The following is a 13070-nucleotide window of genomic DNA, read 5'->3' as shown; positions in this document are numbered from 1 at the left end:
GTCAGATAATGGAGTCATCTATGTCAAGAATGCCCCTGGTTGTCGCTGCGGAAGCGAAAAGTGAGGCCAAAGAACTCCTGGAGCGCACTCAAGCCCAGTTGGGCCGGGTTCCTAACCTCTATCGCGCGATGGCCAATTCGCCGGCAGCGCTTGACGGATACCTGTCGTTCCGAGCCGCGTTGGTCCGTGGCCGTCTAGATAGTCGCCTTCGCGAACAGCTTGCGCTGTTGATCGCCCAAGCCAACGGCTGCGAATATTGCGTGTCTGCTCACAGCCTGCGTGGCAGCAAAATTGGAATTGCGGAAGCTGAGTTAGCGGCCAACCGGCAGGCTCAATCGGACGATCCAAGGGTGGCCGCCGCACTTGCGTTTGCGAAGACGCTTATCGAAACGCGCGGCCGAGTCGATGACCGCGCGCTTGCGGCAGTCCGGGAAGCACATTGGAGCGATGAGGAAATCACTGAAGTCGTTGCGCATGTCGCGCTAAATTTGTTCTCGAATTACTTCAATCACGTCGCGCAACCTGCTCTCGATTTTCCCCGCGTGGAGGTCTAATTTCGTGCATAAGACCGCCGTCGATTATGGGCCTGCTTCGGGGCTCTCTGGGGACCATGGCGTTACGGCTTCATTATACCCATTCGAAGAAACGATCAGCCGACTGAAGCGCGCGATCACCGATGCAGACCTCTGGCTCATTCACGAAATAGATCCACAAATGTTGTTGCGTAGAGGCGGATACGAGATTCGCGCTACGCGTCAGCTGCTGTTCTTTCATCCTCGTTTTATGCTGCGGCTTCTCCATGGCGATCCCAGCGCGTTGATCGAGGCGCCGCTGAAACTGGTCGTCATGGAAATGCCGACGGGGGCGGTCATCGTGCGTAGTTCTGATCCGACGGATGCCTTCGCGCGCTATGTCGGTCTTGGAGAACTTGGTCGCGAGCTTTCCGAGCTTTGCGACACGCTCACTGCCGCTGTGACTCAGACCGGCCCCGGCAAGGAAAGTTAGGCGCCTGAAAACGCCATCCTGCGCTTTTTCGTGCAGTTCAATGTGAGGAGAGGAGACCGCGATTCATTCCAGCGTCTTTACCGAACCGGACATTCCGACGCGATCTTGCCAAGACGGCAGCGCAGTCGCCATGAGAACGACCAACGGCAGAGGCAACGACCACAGGGCCATGGCGGGCCACCCAACCTTTTGCAGCAGCCAGCCGGAGCCGACGGAGGAGAGCGCGGTTGCGAGGAACACGAACTGATCGTGGGTGGCTTGGGCCTTGGCGCGTTCGGACGGCGCATAGGTTTCGGTGAGCAGTGTCGACCCGCCGACATACAGAAAATTCCAGCCGACGCCGAGCAGCACCAGTGAGATCCAAAAGGCGGCGACACTCAGTCCGCCGTAGGTCGCGACCGCGATACAAAGAAGGATCAACCCCGCCCCGATTTGCAGAATCGGAATATTGCCGAACCGCTTGATCAAGGAGCCTGTCACGAACGAGGGCGCGAACATCGCCAATGCGTGCCATTCGATAACGAATGCGGCGTCCGAATAGGCATGATGATGCTGGACCATCGCGATCGGAGCCGCCGTCATGAGGAAGTTCATGCTGGCGTAACCGAACATGCTGCTCATGACAGCCAGGATGAAGTTGCCTTGTCGCGCAATGACGGCAAGCGGCCGTGCTTCTCTCTTATGCTCGTCCTCCGGAACTGCCGGGATGACAACGAATGCCTGTAAGATCAGGGCTACCAGTGCAAGGCCTACCAGGAAAAGGTAAGTGCCGGTGAACGGGGCCGACAGCAGATCCTTGGTCAGCTTGCTTGTCTCAGGACCCGCAACGGCCCCGACGACGCCTCCTGCGAGCACCAATGAGATTGCCCGGCTTCTGAATGCGGCTCCGGCGATCTCAGCCGCGGCAAATCGATAATATTGTCCAAAGGCGTTGTAACCGCCCATCAGTAGTGTGCCGACGCACAGAAGCCAAAAGCTGCCCGCGAAGACAGCAAACGCGCCGACCAGCGCGCCGATCACGCCAATCATGGCTCCGGTAATAAAGCCGGCACGCCGCCCTGCCCTCTTCATCCATAATGAAGCCGGCACGGTTAAGCACGCGGTGCCGAGGACATAGGCCGTGACCGGAAGCGTCGCCAAGGATTTGTCCGTCCCCAGCAATGAATAACCGACCAACCCGTTCAGCCCGACGAGGATGATGTTGTTGGTCAGCAATGCTGCTTGGCACGCTGCCAGAAGCGCCACCACTCGTGATCGTTTTTCCATGGGCATCAGGTGCCTCTCCTGGCAAATCGCCTTGACATCCGGCGTTCGCGCGGTAGATAGTGAGTACATGCTATCTAGTCAAGACAGGACATCGCGCATGGCCAGTGCCGCAGCCAAACAAGAGCCCCGAGAGCGTTTTTTGGCGGAGGATCGCAAGAGTCAGATCGTGCAGACGGTCTTGCATCTTGTGAACGAACGAGGGGTCGATGCAGTGAGCACCCAACTCGTCGCCGACACCATCGGGCGTTCCCAAGGCATCGTTTTCCGTCACTTCCCAACGAAAGAAGCGTTGTGGACCTCGGTGATCGAGTGGCTTCGGAAGCGGCTGGAAACAGTCTGGGCGGAGGCTCGCGAGTTTCATGACAGCGACAAGTCGCTGAAAACACTTGAGCGCATGTTTTTGGGTCACATCAAACTGATCGATAAATATCCGGGCCTCGCCAAACTCGTGATGTCCGATCACCTTCGTCATCAGTATCCGAGCATCAACGAGAGCTTCCGCGATCTTCATCGCCGCTACGAGAGTCAGGTTATCGCATTACTTGAGGAGGCCGTTCGCTGCGGGATCATCTCGTCGACCATCAACATCCCCGACGCCGCAACCCTGTATTTTTGCACGATCCAGGGCTTGGGGTTCCAATTCGCCATCGCATGTCTGCGTCGAACCCAGCTCAATGCAGATGCTGCCCGGCTATTCGAACTGTTGATGCAGGCGTTCCTCGCGAGCGGAGTCGCCGGAACTCGTCCAACATCGGGCAGGCCGCAACGCGCTTCCAAAGCGCAGCACAGACATTGAGCCGGCATTACCCTTAAATCCACCACCGAAACGCAGGACCAACATGTTTGAAGTACTTCCAAACTGGCATCCGATATTCGTACATTTCTCAATAGCTCTCTTTGTGATCGCCGCGATGTTGTATGTCGTCCATCTCGTTCTCCCGCAAAGCAGTTGGGCCGCACCGATCTTGACGGCAGCTCGGATCAATCTGTGGCTGGGTGCCGTTCTTTCGATCGCCACCGTCGCGGCTGGCATGCAGGCCTTTCTTACGGTTCAACATGGGGCGGAACAGCAGCCGGTGATTAACGACCACCGCAACTGGGCGCTCGCAACGGCTGTATTGTGGTGGTCGATTGCGTTGTGGGAGGGGTGGAGAAGCCGGCATTCAAAGCCGTCGAGCTATTTCTTCCTTGCAGCCGTTCTCTGCGCTTTGGCGCCGCTGGCAGCCACGGGCTGGAAGGGAGCCGAACTTGTTTACCGTCACGGCATCGGCGTGAACAGGCTAGCCTTGGTCGAGCGCATTAGCCGTCTGTTGCCTAACGATGCGACACATAAGCGACTGCTCGATCGAATCGACAGCGAGTAAACCGGCGATGAGATCCGGCCGTCATATTCTCGTCGTGGGAAACGGTTCGATCGCTGGATATCTCTTGGGGGCATTGTCCAGCCAGTCTACGCGAGAGAATCTTCGTGTCACGGCTCTTGCGACAGAACGTTCGGCGCCCGAGTTACGCCTGCACGGTCTCAGGATCGAAGCAAAGGACTTCTCTCTGCGGTGCAGGCCAAACATTTTGGTTAATCCGAACGATGTTTCCGACGTGGACATCATCGTCATCGCTGCGAGGGCCGAGCGCACCCGCTCTGCATTGTGTGATTTGAAAACTGTGATAACGCAGGGGGCCATTGTTGTTCTCGTCGCCAGCGGTTTTCCGTGGTGGCTGCCAGCCGCAAACAGCGTCTTGAACGGTATTCCGATTGAAGCGGTCGATCCAGATGGAATACTTCTATCCACCACTCCAATTGGTAACATTGTCAGCGGGATTTCGGATCTGGCGTGCGATCGGCCGGCGCCAGGCGTTGTTCGTCATTATCGCGGGCGCACATTGACAATCGGGTCGGCGATGCCTGGCTCGCCCGTGCCGGCCGAAGTGCAGCAATTGTTATCGAGCCCGTGGCTTGATTGCGTTGTTGACAGGGACATTCGCTCGAAACTCTGGTCAAAATTGATTAATACGGGATCGATCAACCCGATTCGCATTTTGACAGGCGTGTCGCCCAACAATATCGCATCTTCAGGTCTGGGTCAGTCGCTCTCAATCTCCGCGATGAGAGAAATTGAGAAAGTCGGAATGGCTCTCGGATTTGGACCATTTGCCGATCCAGAGCGACGCCTGAGATACCAGAGAGACGCTGGACGCGAAAAAACTTCGTTGATGCACGAGATTGAATATGGTCTCGATCTCGAACTCGATGCCACGATTGCAGCGATTATCGAGATTGGTCTCCGCATCGGAATTCCGACCCCGACATTGTCTAATCTTCGCGAAATTGCGCGCCATAAGGCCATGCCGTTCCAGCACGTCACACATTGAAGTGGCTGAACATTGCGCTAACAATTTGCCGGTTTATAGTTGAGGTACCTTGCGCTCTGCCGCGAGATTGTGAAAAAGGCGCGACGTGTTCCGGCAGATCTTCTTTGGATGACGTCTGCCGAGTCCTTCGGGTCCGGCTGAATGATTTCGCCGAGCGGGCTGCTCTTATGCGTGAGACGCTCGCAGCGCACCTGCACTGGGCTCGGCGTACACCCTTCTTCGTCGCGTTCCGCGAAATCTGTCCTCCGAACCCACGGTCAAAAGTTACGGTTTGCGCGTGCCGCTCGAACGTCGTTCTGCACTACGGAAACCCATGAAGTATTGGCGGTAACGCCTGTATTTAGCAAAACGGCGCTTCCGCCCAACACGCCGGCTCCCACGACGAGCAAGGACAAGACACGCTTGCGAAGTATCGCGTGCTCGCGACGTCGTTCGAATTTTGCATCCGTGCACCCGCTTTTTTCGTGCGCCGAAGACGTCATTGACTGAGTCGCCGGATAGCCAAGCGGCAAAATTTTCCCGGAAAATTAACGCACGATTCACCGACTCGGACACCCTGCCCGGTTGGTGTTGGTATCGGTTTGGACCTTTCAAAGGTGCGTCGAGTGACTTCCGAGATTAACCTCCAGCGACGCGATCAGCGCACTGACGGTCGTCATCTGTCATTCGGCCTGGAATATTGCCCCCTAAGCCGGGGGATCGGCGTCCAAAATTGACGAGGCGTCAAATTTGCAGGCCGATTGACAGCTGAACGCCAGCTTTCGCATGGCAAGCACTTCCTGTTAGGGGACGAACTCTCGATAGCGGATTTCTATCTGCTGCCGAGTACGTTCGCCTTCAGCATGACCGCCGAGGGGCAATCGATGTATCCAAAGTTCCCGGCATTCTGCCGCTGGCGGGAAGGCATAGATAATCAGCCCGCAACGCAAAAAGTTCGCGCGGCCGTGCAGCGCCTGCCGATCGAACACGCACGCGAATGGGCCAATGCACACAGGCCGAAATATTGACGATTTCGCCGCCTAAAATATCTTCAGCCATCCTTCATTCACGGGAAACATGGCTGCCCCACAAACGGCTGCCCCACAAACGGCTGCACCGTCCAAACCCTCGCAACCCTCGCATTTTACGAGACGGAGTCGCGGCGTAGGTGAAGACGTGCTCGTTTACGAACAATGCGCGTTCCGGCGAGTTGATGCACAGTTCTGATGAAGAAGGGAGTTACCATGAAAAGCTCTACATCGCTTGCTGCGTTATCCGCTTTCGCGCTGACCTTCGCATTCGGCGGAGCCGCCGCCCGAGCGCAGTCCACCTCTGTCCAGGAGGCACCGCCGCCCCAGCAGTCGGAGCAATCGCGCGCGCAGGATCGCAGCCGCGCAGAAGACGTCAAGATCGGACGCGACTGGAAGGCCCAAGGCGGCGACGATGAGCACGCCAATCAGGCAACACCCGACGACAACCATCAAACGGTCGGCCGAGACTGGCGCGCCCATCCAGAGAAATCGGATCGCCGGTAGCCTATCTCGGCGGCGTCGGCGACGACTGTCGCGCGGCGTGACCTTCGAAGAAGGAAAGCGGAAAGCCGAAGGTCAGGCCGGCGCGAATTTCGTTCACCGGGTGCCTGCCGGTGAGTGCATGACGGACTGCGACGTCGAAGCTCAGATCGTCCCGCACCCGGTAGATCAAGCCGACCAAACCGGAAAACGTCTCCTCCTTCCCAAACTCGTTCTCGTAGAAGACTTCTGCGACAGGGCGAACTGTCCACGTCGACGGCCCCTCGATAATAGCGCCAAGAAAGACATCGCCATGATGGTCGCGGGTAAGGGCCGTCTCAGCGTTCAGATGGATGGTGCCCCAATCCCAGCGCTGCGAGACAATGCCGGCCAAGCTTAAGCCGGCGCCTGAATTGCCGGTACTATCCGGGAGAAGAACGCCAAATTCCGTCGCAATGCTCGGGCCGGTCTTGTCCTGCAGGCTCCCGGGCACAATCACATGCTTGAGAAAGGCTCCGGCCGCGGTCAGGCTGGTTGGCCCGGATGGAGAGAGCGGTGTTTGTCCCTGGCCCTCGAAGACGGCTTCCCAATCATCCCTCAAACCATAGTTGATGACCCAGGCTGGCGCGATCAGGCTTGTGCCGCTCTCATCGCGCAAACGCCCCACCGGCTGCAGTTCGATCTCCATTTCGCCCTTCTTTGCGACGGCGGCGTCGGTGCCGTCGAATGGGCGATAGGCGGAAGCTGGAACAGACCAGGCGACCAGCGCCAAAGTGACCGCGACCCGTGGCACAAGGTATCTCGTGGAGCTGCGAAAGCCTCGGCTACGTCTGCACATGGGCCGCCTCCCTACGAAATCGATCTCACGGCATTGGTTTGAACACCCAGATCGCGGCCGGCCCAGCGGGCCCGACCCGGACGGCCACAAGCAGACGGTCCAACTCCGGCACAAAGAGGGACGTTCGCGCCCCCGTTGCTGTGGGCAGGCGCGCGATCCTCCGATAGGCTGCCTCATCGATCTCGAAGACGTCGAGGTATCCTGCGCCGCAGCTCACATAGACACGATTGCGCTTCCCATCGACGAAGATATCATCGACGTCGTCGCAGGTTTCCGCACTCGTGATCGGTTTGCCATCTGTCGAGAGGACGGCAAGTTCGGCGGGACTGCGGTACGCCAGAAGGATGCGGCCACGGTCGCGATCGATCGCCATCGCGAAATTGCCGCCCTTGTCTAAGGGCCAGTTGGCAAGCTGTTTCCCGGAAGCGCCATCAACCACCGCGACCGCGCGTGCGTCCGGCAAGTTGACGAAGATGCGCCCACTGTCGGGCTCAAGCTGGAAGCTTTCCGGATGTGCCTTCAGCGGTGCGCTTCGAACCTTGGCGCGAGTGGACGGGTCGAGGATCGCGAGACCACCATCACCATAGCCCACGACAACGCGCTTGGCCGCAGCATCAATCCGGATATTGTCTGCATCGCTGCCGAGCTCGATCCGTCCGGTCGCCTTGTACTCATTGGCTTCGAAGAGCCGCACCGATCCATCGCGGGCATTGGCGACATAAAGGGTGTCGGTCGTCGGCTCATAGCCGACGCCTTGGGGCTCGTTTAGCCCGGTAACGGTTCGAAGCAAGCTGTGAGCAGCCATATCGACGACGCCAACGCTGTCGTTGCCAAGCTCGGCCACAAACAATCGCTGCCGCTTCAGGTCGACGGCCAGATGATCGATCCGGCCCCGCACGTCGCCAAGCAAGATCTTTGCTTCGAGTTCAAGGGGGGCGTTGTGCTCTGCCGGTTGAGCTGCCGCCGTCAACGTCGGAATAAGCGCGTCGGCCGCGACAAAGCCGGCATCGAGGGTGACCAGGCCCCCGATGCCGGCAGCGAGTGCCGCGATGAGGCACGTCGCAGTCGAGCTCCTCGGACCGGTCTCCTTCACTTCTTGCAGGACTTGAGACACATCTGATACTCGGTCTTGCATGCCGGTCCGGCATAATTCTTCATACACGCGGCCCGCTGCTCGGAGCAGATCTTGCAGGTTTGCGCCCAAACAGGCTGTTCGCTCGAAAGGAGAGCAGCCCAAACAACCAGCCAAGCAGCCAAGTTTCTCATCGTTCGATTTCTCCTCGCTCGTCCTGTCATTAGGCAAACTCCTCGCTCTAACTTCGGCTCAACTCTTCGTGCTGGGCGTCTTGTCGAGCGCGGCGCGCAAGCCCTCGGCCAGCTTAACAGCGTCGTCGTTCGCCCAGAAATGCATGAAGAATAACCGCGGCTGTTCGTCCAGCATGTGGCTATGAAGCGCCGTCACCTCGATGCCGTGTGTCCGCAGCGCCAAAATGACCGGGTTGACTTCGTTGCCGGTCAGCACGAAGTCGCCCGTAATAGCCGCCTTCCCGTTCCCGGTCGGCTGGAAATTGATGCCGATCGCGACGCCCATCGGACCGACTGGGGTCAACGGCATATCCTCTTGCGTGATCGGGTCGCGCCGTTTGACGTTGAACTGGTAGACGCCGCCGTTGGCTTGCCCTTTGACGCCGATGATGTGGTCGAGCTTTGCCGTATCGAGATCGACGGCAGGCGGCGGGCTCGTCGGCGCCGCGGCGGTCAGCGGCGTCTTGCTCTCGGCCAGCGCATCGTGGATCGCCGAGGCCAGCTTGACGGGGTCGCCGTGGCCGGCGACGTGCATATAGAACGTCGCCGGGCTCGCGCGGAGCAGATGATTGTGCACAGCGGTGATTTCGAGGCCGCTCGCAATCATCTTCGCCATCACGGGATTGATCTCGGTCTCGAGCAGCACAAGGTCACCCATGACCATGGCGCCGCCGTGCATTGGCTTGAACGCCACCCAGCCGCCCAGCGCCAGTGCCGGCTTGATCGTCACGCCGTCCAGGGTCACCGAAAGATCGCTGCGCGGGAAGCCGTAGCGGTGGACGTCGTCGGAGACGGCTGCCTTCCTACCGAGGGTATCGTCGACTTTTTGCCAATCGATCGCTTGCGCGCGTGCCGCGTAGACGAATGGCAAGTAGGCGAGAGCGAGGCTGACGGCCGTCAGGGTCCAGACTGTGCGTTTCATCGTACATCTCCTCCACCTCAGTTTCGTTCTTTGATCTGCCCGCTGCTGTCGACGACGAGCGTGACCGGCTTGCCGTCCTTCACCGCCTTGGCCGTAGTGTCTTCGGCGGTCGATTTGACATCGGTCACCTGCGAGTAGCCGGCCGCCTGGATCTTGGCGACGAGTCAGGGCGTGGACGGGCGGGTGTCCCGCCGCAAGCGCCACGAAGAGCGCTCCCCGATAGAACATCGATGTTCGCATTTCCGATCTCCTGGTTGTCTCTGCCCCAGAAGTAGTCTTGCCTCCGCCCTCACTTGTTGGTCGGCCAGTTGTGCGTCTCCTTGGTCGCAACGCGGCACCATCGGTAGAACGCGTCATAGAGCAGGAAGCCCGCTTCAACTGCTCGAGGTCGTCGTCGAACATGCGCGACAAGCCGAGCGAGGCTGCGAGCAGGCCCGGCGCCTCCGGAGGCAGATCGAGGCCCCGCATCAGCGGCGCGGACCATCGTGGCCAACCGCGCCAGGACGGGCGACGACAAACCGAGTTCCTTGACTGGTGAAATGGAGGTGTACGATGCTGACATGCTGCGCCCTTGGTGATCAGGACGCGATTCTTGGGCATGACGCCTCGCGGGGAGATCGCAGACCCCCGTGGCCCGAATAAAAAGCCCAGATGGCTGGGCTGTCAACCCGCGTTCGCTTAGGTGCCAAACCAATCGCCGGAACGTCACGAAGATTTCACCGATCGAATGGAACGCAATCGATTCCGCCACCAGAGGGACCCGGTAGGCCGAAAAACGGCGGCTTGAAGGATCCACGCGACCTCACGTAGACTGCCCGAGCGGGATCAAGCAGACTCCCGCCGAGACTTCGGTCCAAGCTCTGCGCAGCACGCAACACGTGGAGCTTGCGCATGGATACCCAAAGACGACCCTCTCCCCGATGTACCGTCGCCATCCTCTCGCGAGGAGATGCCGTCGCGCGTCGAGATGCGTCCCCGAAAAACGGCCGCTTCGTTGACGTTTTCGAAGCGCTCGCCGCCGTCGGCGTCGAAGCGCGCCCCGCGATCTACGACGAAAGCTTCGCCGACGCCGTCCGCGAACAATTGCTCGCAATGGACGGCGTGCTCGTCTGGGTGAACCCAATTCAAGACGGTCGAAATCGCGCCGGCCTCGACGCCATGCTGCGCGACGTCGCCGCGCAGGGCGTGTGGGTGAGCGCTCATCCGGACGTCATCCTCAAGATGGGCACCAAGGAGGTACTCTACCGCACCCGCTCGATGGCGTGGGGAAGCGACACAGCGCTGTATCAAACCGCCGAAGCGATGCGCGCCGAGTTGCCGACACGGCTTGCAGCCGGTCCGCGCGTGATCAAGCGCAACCGGGGTAACGGTGGTCAAGGCGTCTGGAAGGTCGAGAGGCTGCCGACTTCCCCCATGATCAGGGTGCTGGACGCGACCAAAGACACTCCCAAGGAACTGTCGCTGGATGATTTTCTCCGTCGCTGCGCGGAGTATTTCGAAGGCGGCAGCGTGATCGACCAACCGTTCCAGTCTCGCCTGAGCGAAGGCGTGGTGCGCTGCTACATGGCTGGCGATCGCTGCGACGGCTTCGGCCATCACAAGGTCAAGGCCCTGGTCGACTCGCCGGCCGCACGCGCCGGGGCCGGGCCGCGGCTCTACACGTCCAACGCCGACCCGCGCTTCCAGCGGCTGCGCCGGCTGATGGAAGACGAGTGGACGCCGCAGCTAACCTCGCTGCTGGATATCGCGCGAGGTGACCTGCCAGCCATCTGGGATGCCGACTTCATGCTCGGCCCCGTCCAGGCCGACGGGAGCGACAGCTACGTGCTCGGCGAGATCAACGTCAGCTCGGTGCATCCCTACCCGGGCGAGGCGCCGGCGGAGATCGCCAGGCGCGTTGCCGATCGGCTGCAGCTTAAGCTTTGACGCATGCTGACGGTCAGCGGCCTCAAGCGCTTGCACATCTCCGTGTCCTTCGACTTGCAGGACGGCGAATGCGTCGCCCTGCAAGGGCCTTCTGGGGTCGGGAAGACTCTGCTGCTTCGCTCCATCGCGGACCTCGATCCCAACGAAGGAACGGTCAAGCTCGACGGAACGCTGAGAGAGGCGATGTCCGGTCCCGCCTGGCGAAAGCGAGTGACCTATCTCGCCGCCGAGCCCGGCTGGTGGTCCGACACTGTGCACGAGCACTTCACGACCTGGGATGATGCCCTGCCGCTGGTCACGCGCCTGGGGCTTCCGGACGGCTGCGGACCTTGGCCGATCCAAAGGCTTTCGACCGGTGAGAGACAACGTCTGGGGCTTGTGCGGGCGCTCATGCTGCGATCGCGGGTGCTTCTGCTGGACGAGCCAACCTCGGCGCTCGACTCGGCATCCGCCGCGGCCGTGGAATCCCTGATCGCCGAACGCATTGCGAATGGAACGAGCGTCATCTGGAGCACGCACGACAACGCTCAAGCCCGCCGCGTCGGGTCAAGGACATTCGCGATGGACCCCGATGGCTGCATCGAGGAAAACCGGCCGTGACTTACATCCAGCTTTCGTACGGTGATCTGGCCCTCCCCGCGCTCCTCGTCGTCATGGACGGCGTTCTCTCGCTTGCTCTCCGCCTCAAGCTTGAGAAGCAATTGGCCATCGCGACGGTGCGCATGGTGGTTCAGCTCGTCCTCGTTGGATACGTGCTGACGTTCCTGTTTGCCGCGGTGTCGCCCCTTTGGACCGCCCTTGCAGCCGTCATCATGGTTCTCTTCGCATCTCGGGAAATCGTCGCGCGGCAGAAGCGGCGCCTTCCGGGCGTTTGGAAGTATGGCCTGGGCGCCGGATGCACGCTGCTCGCCGCCGGTACCGTCACGATGTTCGCCCTTCTGACGGAACTACGCCCCGATCCTTGGTATCATCCGCGCTACGCGCTGCCTTTGCTGGGCATGATCCTGGGCAACACCATGACTGGAATAAGCCTGGGCTTGGACGTGCTGACAAATAGCCTGGTGCGCGAACGAGCCGCCGTAGAAGCTTGCCTTGCACTCGGCGGCACCCGACACCAAGCCCTGCTGCCGATCATACGGGACGCGTTGAGAAGCGGCTTCATGCCGATCATGAACAGCATGGCGGCAATCGGCCTCGTTTCCTTGCCGGGGATGATGACTGGCCAGATTCTTGCGGGCGTCGAACCCATAGACGCGGTCAAATATCAGCTGTTGATCATGTTCTTGATCGCTGGCGGGACAGGCTTGGGCACTCTCGTTGCTGTCGTGGGAGGCGCTCGCCTGCTCACTGATCATCGACATCGATTGCGCCTCGATCGAATTACCTCAGATACATCCAGTTGAAAGCTTCGGTCGTCCGAAGATCAAGTCCGGCTTGTAGGGTCCAGCCGGAAGAATCCGCCCGGGGATGAATAATGAAAGCACGCCTATTGCCGGTGCACCAATCACCTTCCCATGCAATTCAAGTACGCAAATAGCTGTCGATCCTCAGTGGAACAGCGACCATCTACCCGCCGATATCGGGCGGCGGTCTTGGCGAAGTGCGCGACAAAACCGAGCGCAGGCCACTAGTGACCGACTATCGATACGATGCGCGTAAGCGCAACCATCAGGTGGGCGCGATCGCACAGGATCGCAGGCCATCGCGCAAAATCGCGCCGTGGCGCAGAAAATCGTGGAGCGGGTGAAGGGAATCGAACCCTCGTATTCAGCTTGGAAGGCTGCTGCTCTACCATTGAGCTACACCCGCGACAGGGGCTCCCTAACACGGCCGGGCCGCGGTCTCAACTGCTCAGGAAACGGCTTGGCCGGCGCCTGCCGGCCTTGCGAACAGCCCTCGGTTCCTCCCGACCCGGCTCCCCTTAACAACGGCAGCATTGCCGCCTATA

15 protein-coding genes and 1 tRNA gene are annotated in these 13070 nt (G+C 60.1%); 10 read left to right on the top strand and 6 right to left on the bottom strand.

The window, feature by feature from the left end; all coding sequences use genetic code 11:
- Positions 1-20 precede the first annotated feature (20 nt).
- Both ABIB00_RS09185 and ABIB00_RS09180 read left to right on the top strand, forming a co-directional pair.
- Positions 21-554 (top strand): carboxymuconolactone decarboxylase family protein, encoded by a 534-nt coding sequence (locus tag ABIB00_RS09185; protein WP_247353243.1) that lies wholly within the window; start codon positions 21-23, stop codon positions 552-554.
- Between the two features lie 4 nt (positions 555-558).
- Positions 559-1005, top strand: coding sequence for a DUF302 domain-containing protein (locus ABIB00_RS09180; RefSeq protein WP_354104097.1), 447 nt, complete (start codon positions 559-561; stop codon positions 1003-1005).
- A 63-nt stretch (positions 1006-1068) separates the two neighbouring features.
- Here ABIB00_RS09180 and ABIB00_RS09175 read toward each other — a convergent pair whose 3' ends face one another.
- Positions 1069-2277 (bottom strand): MFS transporter, encoded by a 1209-nt coding sequence (locus tag ABIB00_RS09175; protein WP_247353240.1) that lies wholly within the window; start codon positions 2275-2277, stop codon positions 1069-1071.
- Positions 2278-2368: 91 nt separating this feature from the next.
- Here ABIB00_RS09175 and ABIB00_RS09170 point away from each other — a divergent pair, with 91 nt between their 5' ends.
- The 5 genes from ABIB00_RS09170 to ABIB00_RS09150 all read left to right on the top strand — a co-directional run bounded on the left by ABIB00_RS09170 (position 2369) and on the right by ABIB00_RS09150 (position 6155).
- Complete coding sequence (locus tag ABIB00_RS09170; protein WP_354104096.1) at positions 2369-3067, top strand: TetR/AcrR family transcriptional regulator; 699 nt, start codon at positions 2369-2371, stop codon at positions 3065-3067.
- A 43-nt stretch (positions 3068-3110) separates the two neighbouring features.
- Positions 3111-3635 (top strand): DUF2231 domain-containing protein, encoded by a 525-nt coding sequence (locus ABIB00_RS09165; RefSeq protein WP_354104095.1) that lies wholly within the window; start codon positions 3111-3113, stop codon positions 3633-3635.
- On the top strand, positions 3592-4641 hold the full coding sequence (locus ABIB00_RS09160; RefSeq protein WP_354104094.1) for a ketopantoate reductase family protein: 1050 nt from the start codon (positions 3592-3594) through the stop codon (positions 4639-4641). Before ABIB00_RS09165 ends, ABIB00_RS09160 begins: the two co-directional genes overlap by 44 nt.
- Positions 4642-5381: 740 nt before the next feature.
- A complete protein-coding gene (locus ABIB00_RS09155; protein WP_354104093.1) occupies positions 5382-5648 on the top strand; it encodes a glutathione binding-like protein in 267 nt (88 codons plus the stop codon).
- A 216-nt stretch (positions 5649-5864) separates the two neighbouring features.
- Entirely contained in the window at positions 5865-6155 is a 291-nt protein-coding gene (locus ABIB00_RS09150) for a hypothetical protein (RefSeq protein ID WP_354046546.1), read from the top strand.
- Between the two features lies 1 nt (position 6156).
- Here the strand turns inward: ABIB00_RS09150 and ABIB00_RS09145 are convergent, their stop codons facing one another.
- The 4 genes from ABIB00_RS09145 to ABIB00_RS09130 all read right to left on the bottom strand — a co-directional run bounded on the left by ABIB00_RS09145 (position 6157) and on the right by ABIB00_RS09130 (position 9758).
- Positions 6157-6924 carry a hypothetical protein gene (locus ABIB00_RS09145; RefSeq protein WP_354104092.1) on the bottom strand — a complete coding sequence of 256 codons (768 nt, stop codon included), beginning with the start codon at positions 6922-6924 and terminating at the stop codon, positions 6157-6159.
- Positions 6925-6994: 70 nt separating this feature from the next.
- Positions 6995-8083, bottom strand: a complete 1089-nt coding sequence (locus ABIB00_RS09140; protein WP_354104091.1) for a YncE family protein — start codon at positions 8081-8083, stop codon at positions 6995-6997.
- A gap of 210 nt (positions 8084-8293) precedes the next feature.
- Positions 8294-9196 carry a DUF1259 domain-containing protein gene (locus ABIB00_RS09135; RefSeq protein ID WP_354104090.1) on the bottom strand — a complete coding sequence of 301 codons (903 nt, stop codon included), beginning with the start codon at positions 9194-9196 and terminating at the stop codon, positions 8294-8296.
- A 289-nt stretch (positions 9197-9485) separates the two neighbouring features.
- Complete coding sequence (locus ABIB00_RS09130; RefSeq protein ID WP_354104201.1) at positions 9486-9758, bottom strand: chromate resistance protein ChrB domain-containing protein; 273 nt, start codon at positions 9756-9758, stop codon at positions 9486-9488.
- Between the two features lie 329 nt (positions 9759-10087).
- On the opposite strand from ABIB00_RS09130, the gene ABIB00_RS09125 reads away from it, so the two are divergent.
- The 3 genes from ABIB00_RS09125 to ABIB00_RS09115 are packed head-to-tail and all read left to right on the top strand — an operon-like array spanning position 10088 to position 12525.
- Positions 10088-11122 (top strand): Cj0069 family protein, encoded by a 1035-nt coding sequence (locus ABIB00_RS09125; RefSeq protein WP_354104200.1) that lies wholly within the window; start codon positions 10088-10090, stop codon positions 11120-11122.
- A 3-nt stretch (positions 11123-11125) separates the two neighbouring features.
- Complete coding sequence (locus ABIB00_RS09120; protein ID WP_354104089.1) at positions 11126-11722, top strand: ABC transporter ATP-binding protein; 597 nt, start codon at positions 11126-11128, stop codon at positions 11720-11722.
- Positions 11719-12525 carry an ABC transporter permease gene (locus tag ABIB00_RS09115; protein WP_354104088.1) on the top strand — a complete coding sequence of 269 codons (807 nt, stop codon included), beginning with the start codon at positions 11719-11721 and terminating at the stop codon, positions 12523-12525. Before ABIB00_RS09120 ends, ABIB00_RS09115 begins: the two co-directional genes overlap by 4 nt.
- A gap of 332 nt (positions 12526-12857) precedes the next feature.
- Here the strand turns inward: ABIB00_RS09115 and ABIB00_RS09110 are convergent.
- Positions 12858-12931 (bottom strand) — tRNA-Gly (locus ABIB00_RS09110).
- Positions 12932-13070 lie beyond the last annotated feature (139 nt).

This window comes from Bradyrhizobium sp. LB14.3 (genome assembly GCF_040547985.1).
In the GTDB taxonomy this organism is placed as follows: Bacteria; Pseudomonadota; Alphaproteobacteria; order Rhizobiales; family Xanthobacteraceae; genus Bradyrhizobium.
The sequence above is the reverse complement of the archived record's forward strand: the minus strand, read 5'-3'. Positions and strand labels throughout refer to the sequence as shown.